The sequence below is a fragment of the Streptomyces sp. NPDC033216 genome (genome assembly GCF_055577115.1).
On the sequence record NZ_JBVIQK010000010.1, the window covers coordinates 117,871 to 137,849 of the forward strand.

At 69.3% G+C, this 19,979-nt stretch carries 24 protein-coding genes, 1 tRNA gene and 1 riboswitch; of the genes, 16 read left to right on the top strand and 9 right to left on the bottom strand.

Annotated elements, in window-relative coordinates; all coding sequences use genetic code 11:
• Positions 1-17 precede the first annotated feature (17 nt).
• Positions 18-362 carry a hypothetical protein gene (locus ACZ5Y0_RS20055; protein ID WP_469130018.1) on the top strand — a complete coding sequence of 115 codons (345 nt, stop codon included), beginning with the start codon at positions 18-20 and terminating at the stop codon, positions 360-362.
• Between the two features lie 48 nt (positions 363-410).
• Here ACZ5Y0_RS20055 and ACZ5Y0_RS20060 read toward each other — a convergent pair whose 3' ends face one another.
• Both ACZ5Y0_RS20060 and ACZ5Y0_RS20065 read right to left on the bottom strand, forming a co-directional pair.
• Positions 411-998, bottom strand: coding sequence for a nicotinamidase (locus ACZ5Y0_RS20060; RefSeq protein ID WP_469130019.1), 588 nt, complete (start codon positions 996-998; stop codon positions 411-413).
• A 99-nt stretch (positions 999-1,097) separates the two neighbouring features.
• Positions 1,098-2,444, bottom strand: coding sequence for a nicotinate phosphoribosyltransferase (locus tag ACZ5Y0_RS20065; RefSeq protein WP_469130020.1), 1,347 nt, complete (start codon positions 2,442-2,444; stop codon positions 1,098-1,100).
• A 55-nt stretch (positions 2,445-2,499) separates the two neighbouring features.
• On the opposite strand from ACZ5Y0_RS20065, the gene clpS reads away from it, so the two are divergent.
• The 7 genes from clpS to ACZ5Y0_RS20100 all read left to right on the top strand — a co-directional run bounded on the left by clpS (position 2,500) and on the right by ACZ5Y0_RS20100 (position 7,266).
• Complete coding sequence (gene clpS, locus ACZ5Y0_RS20070) at positions 2,500-2,817, top strand: ATP-dependent Clp protease adapter ClpS (protein ID WP_469130151.1); 318 nt, start codon at positions 2,500-2,502, stop codon at positions 2,815-2,817.
• Positions 2,818-2,828: 11 nt separating this feature from the next.
• Entirely contained in the window at positions 2,829-3,431 is a 603-nt protein-coding gene (locus ACZ5Y0_RS20075) for a DUF2017 domain-containing protein (RefSeq protein WP_469130021.1), read from the top strand.
• A 342-nt stretch (positions 3,432-3,773) separates the two neighbouring features.
• Positions 3,774-5,207: an amino acid permease gene (locus ACZ5Y0_RS20080; RefSeq protein WP_469130022.1), complete on the top strand. Its 1,434-nt coding sequence runs from the start codon at positions 3,774-3,776 to the stop codon at positions 5,205-5,207.
• 130 nt (positions 5,208-5,337) lie between these two features.
• Positions 5,338-5,760, top strand: coding sequence for a M67 family metallopeptidase (locus ACZ5Y0_RS20085; RefSeq protein WP_469130023.1), 423 nt, complete (start codon positions 5,338-5,340; stop codon positions 5,758-5,760).
• A 79-nt stretch (positions 5,761-5,839) separates the two neighbouring features.
• A complete protein-coding gene (locus ACZ5Y0_RS20090) occupies positions 5,840-5,935 on the top strand; it encodes a putative leader peptide (RefSeq protein ID WP_309504872.1) in 96 nt (31 codons plus the stop codon).
• Positions 5,936-6,026: 91 nt separating this feature from the next.
• Positions 6,027-6,305, top strand: coding sequence for a MoaD/ThiS family protein (locus ACZ5Y0_RS20095; protein ID WP_469130024.1), 279 nt, complete (start codon positions 6,027-6,029; stop codon positions 6,303-6,305).
• Between the two features lie 10 nt (positions 6,306-6,315).
• Positions 6,316-7,266, top strand: coding sequence for a PLP-dependent cysteine synthase family protein (locus ACZ5Y0_RS20100; protein WP_469130025.1), 951 nt, complete (start codon positions 6,316-6,318; stop codon positions 7,264-7,266).
• A gap of 220 nt (positions 7,267-7,486) precedes the next feature.
• Here ACZ5Y0_RS20100 and ACZ5Y0_RS20105 read toward each other — a convergent pair whose 3' ends face one another.
• A complete protein-coding gene (locus ACZ5Y0_RS20105; RefSeq protein ID WP_469130026.1) occupies positions 7,487-7,948 on the bottom strand; it encodes a type II toxin-antitoxin system PemK/MazF family toxin in 462 nt (153 codons plus the stop codon).
• A gap of 251 nt (positions 7,949-8,199) precedes the next feature.
• Between ACZ5Y0_RS20105 and ACZ5Y0_RS20110 the strand changes: the two genes are divergently transcribed.
• Positions 8,200-8,952, top strand: a complete 753-nt coding sequence (locus tag ACZ5Y0_RS20110) for an MBL fold metallo-hydrolase (protein WP_469130027.1) — start codon at positions 8,200-8,202, stop codon at positions 8,950-8,952.
• A gap of 93 nt (positions 8,953-9,045) precedes the next feature.
• Here ACZ5Y0_RS20110 and ACZ5Y0_RS20115 read toward each other — a convergent pair whose 3' ends face one another.
• Both ACZ5Y0_RS20115 and ACZ5Y0_RS20120 read right to left on the bottom strand, forming a co-directional pair.
• Positions 9,046-10,353, bottom strand: a complete 1,308-nt coding sequence (locus tag ACZ5Y0_RS20115; protein WP_469130028.1) for a PTS transporter subunit EIIC — start codon at positions 10,351-10,353, stop codon at positions 9,046-9,048.
• Positions 10,354-10,554: 201 nt separating this feature from the next.
• Positions 10,555-11,853: a PTS transporter subunit EIIC gene (locus ACZ5Y0_RS20120; protein WP_469130029.1), complete on the bottom strand. Its 1,299-nt coding sequence runs from the start codon at positions 11,851-11,853 to the stop codon at positions 10,555-10,557.
• Between the two features lie 179 nt (positions 11,854-12,032).
• Between ACZ5Y0_RS20120 and ACZ5Y0_RS20125 the strand changes: the two genes are divergently transcribed.
• The 4 genes from ACZ5Y0_RS20125 (at position 12,033) to rdgB (ending at position 14,362) form a co-directional block, all read left to right on the top strand.
• Positions 12,033-12,266, top strand: a complete 234-nt coding sequence (locus ACZ5Y0_RS20125) for a PTS sugar transporter subunit IIB (RefSeq protein ID WP_469130030.1) — start codon at positions 12,033-12,035, stop codon at positions 12,264-12,266.
• 79 nt (positions 12,267-12,345) lie between these two features.
• Positions 12,346-13,083, top strand: a complete 738-nt coding sequence (gene rph, locus ACZ5Y0_RS20130) for a ribonuclease PH (protein WP_469130031.1) — start codon at positions 12,346-12,348, stop codon at positions 13,081-13,083.
• A 234-nt stretch (positions 13,084-13,317) separates the two neighbouring features.
• On the top strand, positions 13,318-13,728 hold the full coding sequence (locus tag ACZ5Y0_RS20135) for a hypothetical protein (protein ID WP_469130032.1): 411 nt from the start codon (positions 13,318-13,320) through the stop codon (positions 13,726-13,728).
• A 31-nt stretch (positions 13,729-13,759) separates the two neighbouring features.
• Positions 13,760-14,362, top strand: coding sequence for an RdgB/HAM1 family non-canonical purine NTP pyrophosphatase (rdgB, locus tag ACZ5Y0_RS20140; RefSeq protein WP_469130033.1), 603 nt, complete (start codon positions 13,760-13,762; stop codon positions 14,360-14,362).
• A gap of 55 nt (positions 14,363-14,417) precedes the next feature.
• Here the strand turns inward: rdgB and ACZ5Y0_RS20145 are convergent.
• From ACZ5Y0_RS20145 to bcp, 3 genes are all read right to left on the bottom strand, one after another.
• Positions 14,418-14,493: transfer RNA gene (locus tag ACZ5Y0_RS20145), tRNA-Leu, on the bottom strand.
• Entirely contained in the window at positions 14,455-15,168 is a 714-nt protein-coding gene (locus ACZ5Y0_RS20150) for an HNH endonuclease signature motif containing protein (RefSeq protein WP_469130152.1), read from the bottom strand. The genes ACZ5Y0_RS20145 and ACZ5Y0_RS20150 overlap by 39 nt, the downstream gene beginning before the upstream one ends.
• Positions 15,169-15,284: 116 nt before the next feature.
• Positions 15,285-15,752 carry a thioredoxin-dependent thiol peroxidase gene (gene bcp, locus ACZ5Y0_RS20155; RefSeq protein ID WP_469130034.1) on the bottom strand — a complete coding sequence of 156 codons (468 nt, stop codon included), beginning with the start codon at positions 15,750-15,752 and terminating at the stop codon, positions 15,285-15,287.
• 101 nt (positions 15,753-15,853) lie between these two features.
• Here bcp and ACZ5Y0_RS20160 point away from each other — a divergent pair, with 101 nt between their 5' ends.
• The 3 genes from ACZ5Y0_RS20160 (at position 15,854) to ACZ5Y0_RS20170 (ending at position 17,067) form a co-directional block, all read left to right on the top strand.
• Complete coding sequence (locus ACZ5Y0_RS20160; protein ID WP_469130035.1) at positions 15,854-16,183, top strand: DUF3618 domain-containing protein; 330 nt, start codon at positions 15,854-15,856, stop codon at positions 16,181-16,183.
• 44 nt (positions 16,184-16,227) lie between these two features.
• Complete coding sequence (locus ACZ5Y0_RS20165; protein WP_073496233.1) at positions 16,228-16,584, top strand: GroES family chaperonin; 357 nt, start codon at positions 16,228-16,230, stop codon at positions 16,582-16,584.
• Between the two features lie 54 nt (positions 16,585-16,638).
• A riboswitch (guanidine-III (ykkC-III) riboswitch) is annotated at positions 16,639-16,711 on the top strand.
• A gap of 35 nt (positions 16,712-16,746) precedes the next feature.
• Positions 16,747-17,067, top strand: coding sequence for a DMT family transporter (locus tag ACZ5Y0_RS20170; RefSeq protein WP_469130036.1), 321 nt, complete (start codon positions 16,747-16,749; stop codon positions 17,065-17,067).
• A gap of 4 nt (positions 17,068-17,071) precedes the next feature.
• Here the strand turns inward: ACZ5Y0_RS20170 and ACZ5Y0_RS20175 are convergent, their stop codons facing one another.
• Complete coding sequence (locus ACZ5Y0_RS20175; RefSeq protein WP_469130153.1) at positions 17,072-19,480, bottom strand: transglycosylase domain-containing protein; 2,409 nt, start codon at positions 19,478-19,480, stop codon at positions 17,072-17,074.
• Between the last annotated feature and the right edge of the window lie 499 nt (positions 19,481-19,979).

Consider the following 19,979-nt stretch of genomic DNA (forward strand, 5'->3'; position numbering starts at 1 on the left):
CACGGGGGTGTGACCGCATGGCCGCAGGAGGTTTCTGCACATTGCCGAACGGCTCGGTGGTGGTGGCGCTGAACCTGCCCAGCCCCGCCGCCGAAGGCGCCGCCGCCGTACGCGTCCTCGTCCTCGCCCAGAACCGCGCCCGAGCCCTGACCAGGCTCCGCAACCTGGGCCTGCGCGCCGTCTACCTGCGGGGCAACGCGGCTCCGCCCAGCCCGGACGAGATCACCGCGGTCCTGCACCATCCCGACGGCCTGATATGGCGAACGGCCCCCGACAACGCTGTCACGGGCCTGGTCGGCGTCCCGGAACTGTGGCGCCCGATCCGCTCCCTGCTCCGCCGCCCGGCGGCCACCGGGACGTAGGAGCAGGCCGGGAAGCGTACGGGCCGCGCGCCTACCGCTGCGGCCGGGTCACTGCACGACCGGCTTGCCCGACAGCTCCACGCCCGCCCCGCGCAACTCCTCGAGCGCCCGCTCGGTGGTCTGTGCGGCGACGCCGGCGGTCAGGTCGAGCAGGACCTGGGTGCGGAAGCCCTCGCGGGCCGAGTCCAGCGCCGTGGCCCGGACGCAGTGGTCGGTGGCGATGCCGACCACGTCCACCTCGTCGATGCCGCGGGCGCGCAGCCAGTCGGCCAGCGTGACGCCGTTCTCGTCGGCGCCCTCGAAGCCGCTGTACGCGGCGGCGTAGGCGCCCTTGTCGAAGACCGCGTCGACGGCTCCGGAGGCGACCGCCGGGGCGAAGTTCGGGTGGAAGCCCACGCCCTCGGTGCCGGCGACGCAGTGCGCGGGCCAGGAGTGCACGTAGTTAGGATTGTCGGCGAAGTGGCCGCCGGGGGCGATGTGGTGATCGCGGGTGGCCACCACATGGCGGTATCCGGCCGGGGCCTGCCCGATCAGCTCGGTGATCGCGGCGGCCACATCGGCGCCGCCGGACACCGCGAGGCTGCCCCCCTCGCAGAAGTCGTTCTGCACGTCTACGACGATCAAGGCGCGGCGCATGGTGGGTGTCCTTCGACTGAGGGTGGGGTGATCGAGCCTGGAGACTTCGGGGCCGGTGAGGGTGGGGGCGACACCGCCCCCACCCGCCGGCATTGGCCTCTAGCTACCCGAGCGGCCAGGGACGTACTCCGTCGGAATGACGGGTTCCCCTCGCGAGAGCTGCGTAGCGGACAACGGCAGCTTGGCTCGGGCGACCGTGTGCCGGTCACGGACCACGTCCAGCGGCTCGCGGGCGACGACCTCGCCGCCCTTGATCAGCTCGACCAGCAGCTGGTGGTCCGCCAGCTCGGCCGGGACCTGGCCGGTGCCGACGACCTCCGCCTCGGCCACCCCGTCCGCGTCCGGCCTGCGCGCGGCCCACTTGCGGCCGCCGATCGACGTCTTTCCGCCGGACGACTTCTTCGCCACCGGCACCAGCGGTGCCTTCGGGTCGTCGGACTCGGCGCGGGCGACCAGCTTGTAGACCATGGAGGCCGTCGGATGTCCGGAGCCGGTCACCAGCTGGGTGCCGACGCCGTACGCGTCCACCGGTGCCGCGGCCAGTGAGGCGATGGCGTACTCGTCGAGGTCCGAGGTCACGATGATCCGCGTGTCCGTCGCGCCCAGCTCGTCCAGCTGCTGGCGCACCCGGTGCGCGACGAGCAGCAGGTCACCGGAGTCGATGCGGACGGCGCCCAGCTCGGGTCCGGCGACCTCCACGGCCGTGCGGACCGCCTCGGTGACGTCGTAGGTGTCCACGAGCAGGGTGGTGCCCCGGCCCAGGGACTCCACCTGGGCGCGGAAGGCGTCGCGCTCGCTGTCGTGCAGGAGCGTGAAGGCGTGCGCGCTGGTGCCCACCGTGGGAATGCCGTAGCGGAAACCGGCGGCCAGGTCGGAGGTGGTGGCGAAGCCGCCGACGTACGCGGCGCGGGACGCGGCCACCGCGGCCAGTTCGTGGGTGCGGCGGGCGCCCATCTCGATCAGCGGGCGCTGCCCGGCCGCCGAGGACATCCGCGAGGCGGCGGCCGCGATCGCCGAGTCGTGGTTGAGGATGGACAGGATCACGGTCTCCAGCAGCACGCATTCGGCGAACGAGCCCTCCACCCGCAGGATCGGCGAGCCGGGGAAGTACACCTCGCCCTCCGGGTAGCCCCAGACGTCACCCGAGAAGCGGTAGGAGGCGAGCCATTCCAGGGTCGCCTCGTCGACGATCCGCCGCTCGCGCAGGAAGCCGAGGACGCCCGCGTCGAAGCGGAAGTTCTCGACGGCGTCCAGGACGCGTCCGGTGCCGGCCACCACGCCGTAGCGCCGGCCCTCAGGCAGCCGCCGGGTGAAGACCTCGAAGACGCTGTGCCGCTCGGCGGTGCCCGCTTTCAGCGCGGCCTGCAACATCGTCAGCTCGTACTGGTCCGTGAAGAGCGCCGTCGAGGGAACGTCCACCGGCAGCCCGAGATCCGCTGTGTTCATGGCAGGATCGTACTCCCTTTTCGTCGGTGTGACGATTTCCTCGGTGCATGGCAGCATGGTCAGTGTGACGTCACCCGCTCCCCTAGAGATCGAACGCACCGAGTCGGCGCAGGAGGTCTTCGCCGTACCCGAGCCGGACGTCCCCTGGGTCACGATCGTCCACAACGACCCGGTCAACCTCATGAGCTACGTGACGTACGTCTTCCAGACGTACTTCGGCTACTCCAAGGACAAGGCCACCAAGCTCATGCTCGACGTCCACCACAAGGGCCGGGCGGTCGTCTCCAGCGGAAGCCGCGAGGAGATGGAACGCGACGTGCAGGCGATGCACGGATACGGACTGTGGGCCACCCTCCAGCAGGACCGGAAGTAGTCACCTCACCGATGCCAGGACACTTCGAACCGATCCCCGGCGGCGGCGCGGCCGTCGCCCTCGACGACGTCGAGATCTCCATCATCCGGTCGCTGGCCGTCCAGCTCCTCGAGCTGATCGGCCCCGGTCCCGCGGAGGACGCCTCAGCCGACCCGCTCGCCGAGCTGTTCGCCGAGGGCCCGAGCGAGCCGCCCTCCGACCCGGTCCTCAAGCGTCTCTTCCCCGACGCCTACATCGACCCCGAGGCCACCCCCGGGCCTCGCGAGGCGCAGGAGCGGCGCTCGCGCTCCGCCGAGTTCCGACGCTTCACCGAGAACGACCTCAGGGCCGGCAAGCGCGAGAACGCCCTCGCCGTCGTGCGTTCCCTGGACGCACTCGTCGCCGAGGGCGACGACGTGGCGGTGCTCGAGCTGTCGCCCGAGGAGTCCCAGCAGTGGCTTCGCACGCTCAACGACCTGCGCCTGGCGATCGGCTCCCGGCTCGACATCACCGACGAGGACGACACCGACCTCCTCTACCGGCTGCCGGACGAGGACCCGCGCAAGCCGATGGTGATGGCCTACCTGTGGCTCGGAGGCCTCCAGGAGACGCTCGTGACCACCCTCATGCGCTGAGAACCCGCCGTTATGACGTGATGTGTGACGGTCCCGTGTTCGCTCAGAGGACGCTCAAATCCGGATAACGATCGCGTCACCGATGCGGCCGACTGTGTCCCTTTTGTGTCCAGTTTGGCCGCTTCTCCTTGTGGAGTGCGCCACACGCCGACCGCGCGATCACTGTGGCGGCCGTGATAAATCTTCACGACCGCCCGGCGAACACCACCCGTATGTTCGCCGGGTGCGCCACCGAGCCGGCGGATCGCCGACCAGGCACAACGCTCCATCAATCCGGGGGGATCGAGACCCGATCCGTGGCCGACGAAGGCCCGGTTCGGCATGGAGAAAGGCGCACCACACATGACCTCCGCTCAGGTCGACACGGAAAAGGCCCCAGAGGAGCCGGGAGAGGGTTACGAGCGCGGACTCGGCAGCCGCCAGGTCCAGATGATCGCGATCGGCGGCGCCATCGGCGTCGGCCTGTTCCTGGGAGCCGGGGCGAACATCGCCAAGGCCGGTCCCAGCCTCATCCTCATGTACGCCCTCGCGGGCGTGATCATCTTCTTCATCATGCGGGCGCTCGGCGAGCTGCTCCTCTACCGCCCGGTCTCCGGGTCCTTCGCGGAGTACTCCCGCGAGTTCCTCGGCCCGTTCTTCGGCTACTTCACCGGCTGGACGTACTGGCTGATGTGGGTCGTCACCGGCATGGCGGAACTGACGGCCGCCGCGATCTACGTCAACTACTGGTTCCCGGCGGTCCCCCAGTGGGTGACGGCGCTGGTCTTCCTCGTGATCCTCTTCGGGGTCAACCTGATCTCCGTGAAGCTCTTCGGTGAGCTGGAGTTCTGGTTCTCGATGGTCAAGGTCACCGCGCTCATCGGCATGATCGTCATCGGCCTCGGCGTCCTCACCTTCGGCTTCAGCTCCGCCGGCGACACCGCCGCCGTCTCCAACCTGTGGGCCTTCGACGGCTTCTTCCCCAAGGGCGTCGGCTCCTCCCTCATGACCCTCCAGGGCGTCATGTTCGCCTACCTCGCCGTCGAGCTGGTCGGCGTCACCGCGGGCGAGTCGGAGGACCCCGAGAAGACCCTCCCGAAGGCCATCAACACCCTCCCGTGGCGTATCGCGCTGTTCTACGTCGGCGCGCTCACCGTCATCCTCTGTGTCGTCAAGTGGACGGAGTTCGCGCCCGGCGTGAGCCCCTTCGTCGCCGCCTTCGCCAAGATCGGCATCCCGGCCGGCGCCGCCATCGTCAACTTCGTCGTGCTGACCGCCGCCCTGTCCTCCTGCAACTCCGGCATGTACTCCACCGGCCGCATGCTGCGGAACCTGGCCGACAGCGGCGAGGCCCCGGCCGTCTTCCGGAAGCTGTCCTCCACCAAGACGCCCGCCCTCGGCATCGCCGTCTCCGTCGCCTTCATGGGTATCGGCGTGGTCCTCAACTACGTCGTCCCCGAGAAGGCCTTCGGCTACGTCACCTCCGTCGCCACCGCGGCCGGCATCTGGACCTGGCTGATGATCCTGATCAGCCACGTCCTGTACCGCCGCGCGGTCGACGCGGGCCGCCTGCCCGCCTCGTCCTTCCCGGCACCCGGCGGCGCCAAGTGCAGCTACGTCGCCATCGCCTTCCTCCTCTTCGTCACCGGCCTCATCGCCTACGACGCCGACTCCCGTGTCTGCCTCTACGTGATGGCCGGCTGGGCCGCCGCCCTCGGCGTCGGCTGGGCGGTACTGAAGACCCGCAATCCCCAGATCACCCAGCGCCCCCGGCCCGAACCGGAGAAGGTGGGCTGACCACCGAGGACGTCCAGCCGCAGGGAGCACTCGTGGCGCTCCCTGCGGCTTGCCGCTCAGGACGTCCGGCATATGGGCCGCGCCGTACCGCCCCTCGGTACGGCGCGGCCCTCTGCTTATCCTGGCGACCATGCTGACCATCACCCAGGCCCTGTTCGACCAGATCGTCGCCCACGCGCGCGAGGACCACCCCGACGAGGCGTGCGGCGTGGTCGCGGGCCCCGCCGGCACGGACCGCCCCGAACGGTTCATCCCCATGCTCAACGCGGCCCGCTCGCCCACCTTCTACGAGTTCGACTCGCAGGACCTGCTCAAGCTCTACCGCGAGATGGACGACCGCGACGAGGAGCCGGTGGTCATCTACCACTCCCACACCGCCACCGAGGCCTACCCCTCCCGCACCGACCTCTCCTACGCCAACGAGCCCGGCGCCCACTACGTCCTCGTCTCCACCGCCGACACCGACGACGCCGGCCCCTTCCAGTTCCGCTCGTACCGGATCGTGGACGGCCAGGTCACGGAGGAGGAGGTCAAGGTCGTGGACTCCTACTGATCCCGACATCCGGTCGGAAAGCTTCCATCATGTGGGATCACACTCCAGGGGCCGGACGGGGAATCGATACGATGAGCCCATGGTTTTCCACGACGTGAGCGAGAAGACGCCGGGCGCACTGCTCGTGGCGCGGCTGCACGTCGACCTGTGCAGGCTCGCCAGCGCCATCTGTTGACGCCGGCCCCGCCGCCGTCCGGCCGTGCGCCGCGGCGCCCTCACACGCATGTATCCGCGCTGCCCACACCTTCCGACAGGAGCCCTGAGCCATGGCCATCGAGGTCCGCATCCCCACCATCCTCCGCCAGTACACCGACGGCAACAAGGCGGTGGAGGGCAGCGGTGGCACCCTCGCCGACCTGTTCGCCGACCTCGAGACCCGCCACACCGGCATCCAGGCCCGCATCGTGGACAACGGCCAGCTGCGCCGCTTCGTCAACGTGTACCTGAACGACGAGGACGTCCGATTCGTCGACGGCATCAACACCAAGCTGGCCGACGGCGACACCGTGACGATCCTGCCGGCCGTGGCCGGCGGCATGGCCTGAGCCGATCCCGATGCGCTACGACTCCCCCCTCGCCGCGGTGGGCAACACCCCTCTGGTGCGCCTGCCGCGGCTCTCGCCGTCCGCCGACGTCCGCATCTGGGCCAAGCTGGAGGACCGCAACCCCACCGGCTCGGTCAAGGACCGCCCCGCCCTGCACATGATCGAGCAGGCCGAGAAGGACGGCCGGCTCACCCCCGGCTGCACGATCCTCGAACCCACCAGCGGCAACACCGGCATCTCCCTGGCCATGGCGGCCAAGCTCAAGGGCTACCGCATGGTCTGCGTCATGCCGGAGAACACCTCGCGGGAACGCCGCGAGCTGCTCCGCATGTGGGGCGCCGAGATCATCCCCAGCCCCGCCGCGGGCGGCTCCAACACCGCCGTACGCGTCGCCAAGGAACTGTCCGCCGAGCACCCCGACTGGGTGATGCTCTACCAGTACGGCAACCCGGACAACGCGGGCGCCCACTACGCCACGACCGGTCCGGAGATCCTCGCCGACCTCCCGTCCGTCACCCACTTCGTCGCCGGACTCGGCACCACCGGCACCCTCATGGGGGTCGGCCGCTACCTGCGCGAACACAAGCCCGACGTCAAGATCGTCGCCGCCGAGCCGCGCTACGACGACCTCGTCTACGGCCTGCGCAACCTCGACGAGGGCTTCGTCCCCGAGCTGTACGACGCCTCCGTCCTCACCACCCGCTTCTCCGTCGGCTCCGCCGACGCCGTCACCCGCACCCGTGAGCTTCTCCAGCGGGAGGGCATCTTCGCCGGCGTCTCCACGGGCGCCGCCCTGCACGCCGCGATCGGCGTCGGCAAGAAGGCGCTCACCGCGGGCGAGAGCGCCGACATCGTCTTCGTCGTCGCCGACGGCGGCTGGAAGTACCTCTCCACCGGCGTCTACACGGCCGCCACCACCGAAGAGGCCATCGAGACGCTCCAGGGCCAGCTCTGGGCGTGACACGCCGGATCGTCAGCCGGGGCCTTGCGTCCGGATCATGTCCGGACGCGAGCCCCCGAGGGCGTGTCCGGCGATCCCCGCCGCTTGCGCGACACCTGGCACGGCACTTTCCCGCGTTGTCCGATCACCCGAGGACATCCCGTACGCGCGCGATCCTCCGCCCTGCGGCGCACCGCACCGGACGCCGCGCACCGATCCGACGCGCATGGTCGGAGACGCCCTAGTCCGCCAGATGACGGACCTGGTCCCACAGGGCCGGTTCCACCGCGCCCACCCGGCGCCGGAAGTCGCCCAACGGGACCTGGCGCAGCTCGTCCGTCTCCAGGAAGCTCGCCCGCCCCCGCGCGTCCCCGACCGCGCCCGGCGGCAACGGGATCACCCCGGCACGCTCGTCGTGGTACTTGCTGGTGATCTTCGCGACGGTCACCCGGTCGCCCCGCACCATCAGCACCAGGCACGGCCGGTCCTTCGCGCCCGGCCCGTCCTCGAACGGCACGTTCGCCCACCAGATCTCCGCCGGCCGCGGCCGCCCCGCAGCGCGCCCGCGCGACCGCTCCGGCCGCCCCGGTGGCCGGGACCTGCGCCCAGCCGGACGCCGACCGCGTCCCCAGCCGTCGACGAGCGTGGCGACGAGCGCGAGAAGCACCACCGCCGCGAGAGCCGGCCACCAGAAGCTGTCCATGCGCACGACGGTACCGGGGGCGCGTTCTCCCGTGTGCGCCCCTCCCGCGCGCCACCGCGCTCCGGGTCCAGCCGAACCGGTGACAGCACAGGTGAGTTCCCCCACAACGGCCCCTGGCGGAGGAGCGACCTGAGGTTTCGCGCCTTACGCTCGACGGACCGCACGACCCCTGTCGCCCCCTTTTCACGACCGTCCGTTTTCCGATCTTCCCCGGTACTTCCCGGTTTCCCGCCAGCGGAGGTTTCTGCTCTATGAAGCTCACCGTCGTCGGCTGCTCGGGGTCGTTCCCGTCCGCGGAATCGGCCTGCTCGAGCTACCTCGTCGAGGCCGACGGCTTCCGGCTGCTTCTCGATATGGGCAATGGCGCCCTGGGCGAGCTGCAGCGCCACTGCGGTCTCTACGACCTCGACGCGATCTTCCTGAGTCATCTGCACGCCGACCACTGCATCGACATGTGCGCGTACTTCGTGGCCCGCTACTACCGCCACGACGGCGGCCGCTGCGCCCCCATCCCGGTCTACGGGCCCGAGGGCACCGAACACCGCCTCACCACGGCCTACGCCGACACCCCCTCGGCCTCCTCGATGAGCGAGGTCTTCGACTTCCACACCGTCAAGCCCTCCACCTTCGACATCGGCCCGTTCACGGTCCACACGGAACGCGTGGCCCACCCGGTGGAGGCGTACGGCATCCGCGTCGAGCACGACGGGCGCACGCTCACCTACTCCGGCGACACCGGGGTCAGCCCGGCCCTGGACGAACTCGCCCGCGACAGCGACCTGTTCCTGTGCGAGGCCGCGTTCACGTACGGCAAGGAAAACATCCCCGACCTGCACCTCAACGGCCGCGAGGCGGGTGAGACGGCGGCCCGGGCAGACGCCCGGCGCCTCGTCCTCACCCACATCCCCCCGTGGACCGACCCGCAGATCAACCTCGCGGACGCCCGCGCGGCGTTCGACGGGCCGACGGAAGTGGCGGCGCCGGGGGCGTCGTACGAGATCTGAGGTCCTCGCCACGCGAAGAGGCACGAGGGAGCACGACGGAGGCCCCCGGAGCGGTTCAGGGCTCCGGGGGCCTTCGCGTACGTCAGGTGAGGCTCACGCCTTCGTGAGGTCCTCGACCTCCTCCTCGGGCTCGCGGCCGGGGGTGGTGAGGTTGAACTTGGTGATGGCGAAGCGGAAGACGACGTAGTAGATCGCGCCGAAGGCCAGGCCGACGGGGATCATCAGCCAGGGCTTGGTGGAGATGCCCCAGTTGATGAGGACGTCGGTCAGACCGGCCGAGAAGCTGAAGCCCATGTGAATGCCCAGCGCCCAGGTGACCGCCATGGAGATCGCGGTCAGCACGGCGTGGATCGCGTACAGCAGCGGCGCGATGAACATGAACGAGAACTCGATCGGCTCGGTGACACCGGTGACGAACGAGGTCAGCGCCAGCGACATCATCATGCCCGTCACGGCCTTGCGGCGCTCGGGACGGGCCGTGTGGGCGATGGCGAGCGCGGCGGCCGGCAGGCCGAACATCATGATCGGGAAGAAACCGGTCATGAAGAGGCCGGCGTCCGGGTCACCGGCGAAGAAGCGCGGCAGGTCACCGTGGAAGACGGTGCCGGCGGAGTTGGTGAAGTCGCCGATCTGGAACCATGCCACCGAGTTGACGAACTGGTGCATGCCGATCGGGATGAGGGCGCGGTTGATCAGGCCGAAGAGAGCCGCGCCGAAGGAGCCGAGACCGGTCATCCACTCGCCGAAGTCGGTGATGACGTCACCGATGGGCTGCCAGCCGACCACGACCAGGACCCCGAGGAGGGTGCCGACGGCGGCCATGATGATCGGCACGAGCCGTCGGCCGTTGAAGAAGCCGAGCCAGTCGACGAGCTGCTTGCGGTGGTAGCGCTGCCACAGCACCGCCGTCAGCAGACCGAGGACGATGCCACCGAGGACACCCGGGTTCTGGAAGCTCGCGGTCTGCGCGGCCTCGTTGCCCTTCTGCCAGAAGCCGCCGCCGAGCCCGGTCGCCGTGTAGGTGGCGCCCTCGTGACCGTCCTCGATCGGGAACTGGTGGATCACCGCGTAGTAGGTGAGGAAGCTGACCACGGCGGCGAGGGCCGTCGAGCCGTCGGCCTTCTTCGCGAACCCGATGGCCACGCCTATGCAGAACAGCAGGGGCAGCCCGAAGGAGCTGTCGAGGATGGCGCCGCCGGCACCGGCGAACACCTTGGCGACGTCGGCAGGGAGGTGCAGCTTCTCCTGCACGTCCGCCTGGCCGAGTCGCAGCAGGAGCCCCGCCGCGGGCAGCACGGCGATGGGCAGCTGTAGGCTGCGGCCGACCTTCTGAAGGCCCTGGAACAGGCCTGATCCCCACTTCTTCGTGGGGGCCGCCGTTGGCGAGGTGGCGGTGCTCATAGACTTCCTCCATCGGGTGGTGGTCTACACCACTCAGTGGTGTAGACCTGTTCTAGCACGATGAAGGCGATATAAGGAACCCGTCAAAACTGCGACCGGAGCGCTACGCAACGCACCCGCCCGAGCCATCCTCACCGGGCATGACGAAGCGCCCCCGGACCCACGGTCCGAAGGCCCAAACCCCAGGCCCCGCAAGGCGCTTCAGGCCTTGGTGGCGTCCTCCCGCTCCTCCTCCGGCTCCCGCCCCGGCGTCTTCAGATCGAACCGCGTGATCGCGAAGCGGAAGATCACGTAATAGACGACGGCGAAGCCCAGCCCGATCGGGATCATCGCCCAGGGCCTGGTCGCCAGATTCCAGTTGATGACGTAGTCGATGAGACCCGCCGAGAAGCTGAAACCGTCGTGCACCCCCAGCCCCCACGTCACCGCCATCGACACACCCGTCAGCACCGCGTGGACCGCGTACAGCAGCGGCGCCACGAACAGGAACGAGTACTCGATCGGCTCCGTGATGCCCGTCACGAACGACGTCAGCGCCACCGACAGCATCAGACCCCCGACCTCCTTGCGGCGGCCCGGCCGCGCGCAGTGCGTGATCGCCAGAGCCGCCGCCGGCAGCGCGAACATCATGATCGGGAAGAAGCCCGAGGTGAACTGACCCGCGTCCGGGTCGCCCGCCAGGAACATGTTGATGTCACCGTGCACCACCGACCCGTCCGGCTTGGTGTACGAGCCGAACTGGAACCAGATGGGCACGTTCAGGAACTGATGCAGACCGATCACCAGCAACGCCCGGTTCGCCACCCCGAAGATCCCCGCACCCCAGGCGTCCAGCCCGTCCAGCCAGTCACTGAAGTTCTCCAGCGCGTCACCGATCGGCGGCCAGACCCACAGGCACAACGCCGCGAAAGCGATGGCCACGAACGCCATGATGATCGGCACCAGTCGGCGCCCGTTGAAGAAACCCAGCCAGTCCACCAGCTTCGTACGGTGAAAACGCTGCCAGAAGTAGGCCGCCAGCAGACCGATCACGATCCCGCCGAAGACACCCGGGTTCTGGTAGGTGAAAGCCCCCACCGTGTTGTCCGTAGCCTGACAGCCGACGCCCGGCACGACCTTCGACCCCGGAGGGCAGTCCTCCGGGAACTGCCGCAGCACGTTGTAGTACACGAGGAAACCCGCCACCGCCGCCAACGCGGTCGAGCCGTCGGACTTCTTCGCCATCCCGATGGCCACGCCCACACAGAACAGCAGGGGCAGACCCAGCTGACCGTCCAGCAGGGCGCCACCCGCGCCCATCATCACCTTCGAGACGTCCGTCCACCCCAGCCCGTCGGCCCCGAACACATCCGGCTGGCCTAGCCTGTTGAGGATGCCCGCGGCCGGCAGCACCGCGATCGGCAACTGAAGACTGCGCCCCATCTTCTGCGCGCCCTGGAACAGACTGTTCCACCGCGCCCGCGCGGGACCGACCGTCGTGTCGGCGCTCTCGGCACTCATGGTTTGGCGACCGCCTGTCAGGTGGTGTAGACCAGCTACGGACCATTTCGTTGCTGTGACGTCATCCTTCGATACATCCGGCACGATCGCTCGCAAAGATGGGCCAACTGTGGGTTACTGCGACCAAGCGGTCCGGACCAGGTCGCATCAGGCAATTCAGGGACGTCAGGGAGAAGGACATGGCCAGCAAGGCTGAGAAGATCGTCGCCGGGCTCGGCGGCATCGACAACATCGAAGAAGTCGAAGGCTGCATCACCCGCCTGCGCACCGAGGTCATCGACGCCAACAAGGTCGACGAAGCCGCCCTGAAGGCCGCCGGCGCCCACGGCGTCGTCAAGATGGGCACCGCCATCCAGGTCGTCATCGGCACCGACGCCGACCCCATCGCCGCGGAGATCGAAGACATGATGTGAGCCCCACCGCTCACCCCGTAGGGGCCCCACCGCACCCGCGGGAGGGGCCCCTACCCCACCTGCCGCTAGGCTCGACGCCATGTCTCGCATCGACGGCCGCACCCCCGAACAGCTCCGCCCCGTCACCATCGAACGCGGCTGGAGCAAGCACGCCGAAGGCTCCGTCCTCGTCTCCTTCGGCGACACCAAGGTCTTCTGCACCGCCTCCGTGACCGAAGGCGTCCCCCGCTGGCGCAAAGGCAGCGGCGAAGGCTGGGTCACCGCGGAGTACTCCATGCTCCCCCGCGCCACCAACACCCGCGGCGACCGCGAATCCGTGCGCGGCAGGATCGGCGGCCGCACCCACGAGATCTCCCGCCTCATCGGCCGCTCCCTGCGCGCCGTCATCGACTACAAGGCACTCGGCGAGAACACCATCGTCCTCGACTGCGACGTCCTCCAGGCCGACGGCGGCACCCGCACCGCGGCCGTCACCGGCGCCTACGTCGCCCTCGCCGACGCCATCACCTGGGCCCAGGGACGCAAGCTGATCAAGGCCGGCCGCCAGCCCCTCACCGGCACCGTCTCCGCCGTCTCCGTCGGCATCGTCGGCGGCATCCCCCTCCTCGACCTCTGCTACGAGGAAGACGTCCGCGCCGAGACCGACATGAACGTCGTCTGCACCGGCGACGGCCGCTTCGTCGAGGTCCAGGGCACCGCCGAGGCCGAGCCGTTCGCCCGCGACGAACTCAACTCCCTGCTCGACCTCGCCGTTTCAGGCTGCACCGAACTGGCCGCGCTTCAGCGCACGGCACTTGATACCGTCCTGCAAAAGTAAAGAGCACGCCAAAGAGGACCGGACGCGCGGGCAACCCCGCCGTCCGCCCCGGCGTCTTGCGCAGTACGGCGGCCCGCGCACGGCCGTACCCACGGCGGCCCGCACGACGGCCGCCCGTACGGCCGTCGCCACGGCCGTACCCAAGGCCGGCGCGCACGGCCGCACACGCGGCCCGCACCACGGCCGAACACCACGGGGGCCTCCCGGGGCCTGCACAAGGGGAGGAACACAGACATGTCCGAGATCGCGAGCCGTCACCGACGCCGCCGTATCACCATCGCCGCCACCACCGCGGCCGTCGCACTCACCGTGGGACTGACCACCACCGGTTGCGACGCCGTGAACAAGGCACTCGACTGCGTCCAGACCGCCGATTCCATCGCCGACAGCGTCACCGACCTCCAGCAGGCCGTGGGGAACGCCGCCAACGACCCGACGCAGACCCAGGAGTCCCTCACCTCCATCGAGAAGAACCTCGACAAGATAGGTGACAAGTCGGACGACGCCGACGTCAACAAGGCGGTCGACGACCTCCGCGAGGCCGTCACCAACGTCCGCACCGCCGTCGAGAAGGGCGACAACACCCCCGACCTCAGCCCCGTCACCGACGCGGCGGGCGAACTGACCAAGGTCTGCACGCCGTAGAACCCTCACGCGGAGTCGGGATACTGGGCGCATGACCCGCCTGATCCTCGCCACCCGCAACGCCGGAAAGATCACCGAACTCCGGGCGATCCTCGCCGACGCAGGCCTGCCCCACGACCTCGTCGGCGCGGACGCCTACCCCGACATCCCCGACGTCAGGGAAACCGGCGTCACCTTCGCCGAGAACGCCCTCCTCAAGGCCCACGCCCTCGCCCAGGCCACCGGCCACCCCGCGATCGCCGACGACTCCGGCCTCTGCGTCGACGTCCTCAACGGCGCCCCCGGCATCCTCTCGGCCCGCTGGTCCGGCAAGCACGGCGACGACCGGGCCAACCTGGAACTGCTCCTCGCCCAGCTCTCCGACATCGCCGACGAACACCGAGGCGCCCACTTCGCCTGCGCGGCGGCCCTGGCCCTCCCCGACGGCACGGAACGGGTCGTCGAGGGCCAGCTGAGGGGCACCCTCCGCCACACCCCGACCGGCACGAACGGCTTCGGCTACGACCCGATCCTCCAGCCCGACGGCGAAACCCGCACCTGCGCGGAACTGACGCCGGCGGAGAAGAACGCGATCAGCCACCGGGGGAAGGCGTTCCGGGGGCTGGTGCCGGTGATCCGGGAGTTGCTGGCCTGAGACAACGAAGAGGCCCCGCACCTTTGCATCGAAGGTGCGGGGCCTCATCTACCCGTGGGCCCGGTGGGACTCGAACCCACGACACACCGGACCTAAACCGGCGCCCTCTTGGCCAGCTGGGGTACGGGCCCAGGTCGCTTACTGTACTGTGCCTGGCTCGGTAACGAGGCAGTGACGTCCTCCCTGCGGTGGTTCGAGAAGCTGCTCGTCTGACTGTGGCGTGAAGGACACAGGTACCTCAGGTTCTTCCGCCGGTTGTCCAGACGCTCGCCGTTGATGTGGTCGACCTCCAGCCGGAGGGGCATGCCGTTCCATTCAGGGCCTGTGCCACAGTTCTTGCAGACTTCCTCAATGCCCCTTTGCCGCAGTCGGTGCCGTAGGCGGCTGCCCGGAATTCTGCCGGCGTCCGGTGATCCCGAGGTGAGTACATCGCCCCGCGAGCCCTTCGGCCCTCCACGTTGCGCTGTGAAGTGGGAGGTGTCGATGCCCAGCGTCGTGATACGGCGACTGATGTGGGCGTTATTGCCGCCAACCGGGTTGATGCCCAGGCGGCGAACTACTTCTCTGATGCTGCTCGACGCTGCCACCACTTCTCGAAGCAGTGCTTCGCTGTGGCGTGTCCAGCGGCTGGGGAAGTGGGAGACGTCGACGCATGCCTCCGCCATCTTCTGGCGCAGATAGCGTCTACTGCCCGCTGTCGGCGTCCCTCCACACCCTCGCACGGCATCGTCCCAGCTCGCCGTCGCACGAGCGGCCTCATGGAGCAATTCACGTGTGTACTTCGCACCCATCGAAACGCCCTCCATCTCCGACCACCCGTTCGTGGTCTCGCACGGAGTGACGAACCGCTTGTCGGACAGTCACGCCGACATGGGGCGGCCCGCGTCGACGGGGTCGATGCGGGCCGGGTGGCGGGGGTGTCTCAGATGCCCAGGTCCTTGATGATCTTGGCCACGTGGCCGGTCGCCCGGACGTTGTAGAGGGCGTGTTCGACCTTGCCCTGCTCGTCCACGACGATCGTCGAGCGGATGACGCCCATGTACGTCTTGCCGTAGTTCTTCTTCTCCCCGAAGGCCCCGTAGGCGTCCAGGGTCTTTTTGTCGGGGTCGGCCAGGAGGGTGACCTCGAGGGACTCCTTCTCGCGGAACCTGCCGAGCTTCTCGGGGGTGTCGGGGGAGATGCCGATGACGTCGTACCCGGCGCCGGCCAGCAGTTCCAGGTTGTCCGTGAAGTCGCAGGCCTGCTTCGTGCAGCCGGGGGTCAGGGCGGCCGGGTAGAAGTAGACGATGACCTTGCGGCCCTTGTGGTCCGACAGGGACACCTCGTGGCCGTCGGCGTCGGGGAGGGTGAAGGCGGGGGCCACGTCCCCGGGCTGGAGTCGCTCGCTCATCGGTCCAGCGTAACGGGGGGTCCTGACAGTGCGGGCGCGCGGGGAACTGACAGACTGTCCAGAACACCTAGGAAACGTCGGCTCACTTCGGAGGCCCCACCGTGGCGGACACGTCGGACACCAGAACCCCGGCGCAGATCGAGGCGGACATCAGGCGCCGCCGAGAGACGCTGGCTGAGACGCTCGACGAGATCGGGGTGCGGGTGCATCCGAAGACGATCGTCGGCGATGCCAAGGCGAAGGTGGCGGCCAACGTCGATCACACGCTCGGGAAGGCCTATGTGCAGGTCAACCGCGCGGTGAGCGATGTGCGGGCGCAGTTCGTGGACGAGGACGGCGCACCGCGCCTGGAGCGGGTGGTGCCGGCGGCCCTCGTGGTGGTCGGCATCGTGGGACTGCTCGTGTTCGGTGCGCGGCGTCGTAAGGGCTGACCCGGAGGCGTGCCTGCCGGGCGGAGACAGGTAGGTTCGTCGGTGTGAGTGGTAAGAGAAGCGAGCACAGCAGCCACGACGACAAGCTTCCCATCCGGATGCTGCACGACCGGGTCCTGGTGCGTCAGGACGCCAGTGAGGGTGAGCGGCGTTCCGGCGGCGGGATCCTGATCCCGGCGACGGCGGCCGTGGGCCGTCGGCTGGCGTGGGCGGAGGTCGTGGCGGTGGGTCAGAACGTGCGGACCGTGGAGCCGGGTGACCGGGTGCTGTTCGACCCGGAGGACCGGGCCGAGGTGGAGGTGCGGGGCATCGCGTATGTGCTGATGCGTGAGCGGGATCTGCACGCGGTGGCCGCGGACCGGTTCGAGGGGTCGGAGGACTCTACGGGCCTGTACCTCTGATGCGGAGGCTGGGGAAGGGCCGGTGACCATGGTCACCGGCCCTTCCCCCGTGGGTTTTGCCATTAATGTGAAGGGAGCCCGACGAGACGCGCCGTACCGGGATGTGTGCAGGCAAAGACGACGCACCGTTCTGTCGAGTGTTCGTGTCCCGGAGGTGCTGTCGTGGCCTGGGTTGTGTTGATCGTCGCCGGTCTGCTGGAGGTGGGCTGGTCGGTCGGGATGAAGTACACCGACGGCTTCACGCGTCCGGTGCCCAGTCTGTTCACGGGTGCGGGGATCGTCGCCAGCATGGTGCTGCTGTCGTATGCCGCGCGTTCGCTGCCGATCGGGACCGCCTATGGCGTGTGGGTCGGGATCGGGGCGGCGGGGGCGGCGGTGTTCGGCATGGTGGTGCTGGGGGAGCCGGCGACCGCCGCCCGGATCTTCTTCGTGTGTCTGCTGCTGGTCGCGGTGGTGGGGCTGAAGGCGACCTCGGGGCACTAGGCGGTCATTCGTCGATCGGCTTTCGGGTGGTGAGCTGGGGGAACGCGCCGCCCAAGGTGCCGGTGCCGCCGCCGTTCGAGGTGCCTCCGTCGGTGGTGCCGCCGTTGGACGTGTTCCCGGTGGCGCCTCCTTCGGTCGCGCCGCCCGTGGTGGGGGTGCCGCCGGTGGTGCCTTGGGAGGTGCTGCCGCCGGTGGTGCCGCCGGTGGTGGGAGTGCCGCCGGTCGTCGTGGCGCCGGTGGTGCCGTCGGTGGTGCCGCCGTCGGTCTGGCCCTGGTTCGTGCCGGGGGACTGGTCGTTCCGGCCGCCGGTGGTGGCGTCCTCGTCGTCGTCCTCGGTCGGCTCGTTCCGGGAGGGCTCGGAGGAGGGGTAGGCGGTCTCCTCGGAGCCTTCCTGGATCCGGAGGGTGAAGTCGTGGGCGGGGGTGCCCTTGAGGGCGTTCTTGGTGAACTGGGCCCAGATCTGCGTGGGCGCTCCGCCGCCGTTGATGCGGGGCAGGCCCATCACACCGTAGAGCGGCTTGTGGGCGGCGGTGACGGGGTCCTGGCCCATGACGGCGACGACGGTGGCCAGGTCGGGGGTGTAACCGGCGAACCAGGCGGCGGTGTCCTTCTCGGCGGTGCCGGTCTTGCCGGCGGCGGGGCGGCCGGCGGCGAGTGCCGCGGTGGCGGTGCCGTTCCGGACGACGCTGCGGAGCACGGAGGTGGTGGTGTCGGCGGCTTCGCGGCTGACGACCTGGGAGGTCTTGCGCTCGGGGAGGGCGAGGACGTCGGTGCCGTTCTTGGTGATCTTGTCGATCAGGGTGTAGGTGCCGTGCCGGCCGTGGTTGGCGAGCGTGGCGTAGGCCTCGGCCATGTCGAGGACGCTGGCGTTGGCCGTGCCGAGGGCGATCGACGGGTAGGGGTTGAGGTCGGGGGTGTCGCCGGGCAGGCCGAGGTCGACGGCGGTCTGCCTGACCTTCTCGGGGCCGACGTCGACGGCCATCTGCGCGTACACGGAGTTCACGGACTTGTCGGTGGCGGTGCGGACGTTGATGTCGCCGTAGTTGACGTTGTCCTCGTTCTCGGGCGCGTAGGTGTCGCCGGTCCAGCCCTGTACGGGGCGTTCGTTGGTGCCGTCGTAGACGGTGTTGGGGGTGATGGGGCGACGGTCCTGGGTCTCGGAGTCGTTCTCGATGGCCGAGGTGAGGACGAACGGTTTGAAGGTGGAGCCGACCTGGAAGTCCCGGCGGGTGGCGTTGTTGGTGTACTGCTTGATGTAGTCGATGCCGCCGTAGAGGGCGAGGACCTTGCCGGTCTTGGGTTCGACCGCGGCGCCGCCGGCGCGGACGTAGGTGTCGACCTTGCGGTTCTTCTGGTCGAGCTTGTCCATGAGCTGGTCGTCGACGGCTTCGACGAAGGCGTCCTGCTTCTTCTTGTCCAGGGTGGTGGTGATGCGGTAGCCGCCGGATTCGAGTTCGCCGGCGGTGGCGATCTTGTTGGTGTGCAGGTAGTCCTTGATGGCGTTGACGAGGTAGCCGCGCTGGCCGGACATGCCGGTGTCGGCGCCGGAGGTCTCCTTGGGGGTGGGGAACTTCAGGCCGGTGCGGTCGGCCTGGCTGAGCCAGCCCTTGGTGACCATGCCGTCGAGGACGTAGTTCCAGCGGGCTTCGGCGGACTTGCGGTTCTCGGGGTGGGCGATGACGTCGTACTCACTGGGCGCGTTGACCAGGGCGGCGAGGTAGGCGCCCTGGGCGGGGGTGAGTTCGGCGGCGTCGACGCCGTAGTAGGCCTTGGCGGCGGCCTGCATGCCGTAGGCGTTGCGGCCGAAGTAGCTGGTGTTGAGGTAGCCCTCGAGGATGTCGTTTTTGGAGATCTCGCGGTCCAGCTTGATGGAGATGAAGAACTCCTTCACCTTGCGGGTGACGGTCTGTTCCTGTGCGAGGTAGTAGTTCTTCACGTACTGCTGGGTGATCGTGGAGCCGGACTGTTTGCCCTTGCCGGTGGCGGTGTTCCAGCCGGCCCGGAGCATGGCCTTGGGGTCGATGGCGGACTCGGTGTAGAAGTCGCGGTCCTCGGCGGCGAGGACGGCGTGCTGGGCGGCTTTGGAGATCTGGGAGAGGCCGACGTTCTCGCGGTTGACGGTGCCGTCGCGGGCGATCTCGGTGCCGTCGGCGTAGAGGTAGACGTTGCTCTGCTTGGTGGCGAGGGCGTTGGCGGGCGGGATCTTCACCAGGGAGTAGCCGACGAGGAACAGGCCGGCGAGGAGGAGCGCGCCGAGGACGACGGTGCCGAGGATCATGCGCCAGGTGGGGAGGAGCCGGCGCAACCCGGTGCGCTTGGGGCGTTTGGGCTTGGCGCCGGCGGTGGGGCCTGCCGCCGCCTGGAGCGCGACGGGTGTATCGGACTTACCGGGCCTGTCCGACGTACCGGGCATGTCGGGTGTGTCGCGCGTGCCCGGCGCCTCGGGTGATCCGATCGCTTCGGGACCGCGGGACGCTGTGGGGGCGGGTGCCGCCTTGGGGGTGTGCGCCGCCTTCGGCGCATGGGCCGTTCCGGGGGTTCCGGCCGTCTCGGGTGTACGGGCCGTTCCGGGGGTTCCGGCCGGCTCGGGGGTGCGCGCCGTCCTGGGCGCACCGACCGTCTCGGATGTGCCCGCCGTCTTGGGTGTGCCCGCCGCTTCGGGTGTGCCCGCCGCCTCGGGTGTGCCGGTCGCCCGGCCCTCGGTCGGCTGCTTCGGCTGCGGCTCGTCGCTCATGTGTTGCTCGGACTCCTGATTCGCCTCGTACGTTCCCGTACGTCTCGTACGCCTTCTGGGCCCCCTGGTGAAGACTCTCCCACCCGGCGTTCCGTTCCCGGCAATCGGCGCGTGTTGTGCCACACACGCCGCATGCCGCTGGTACCGCACGTGTGACGGTCACACACGTGTCGCACCT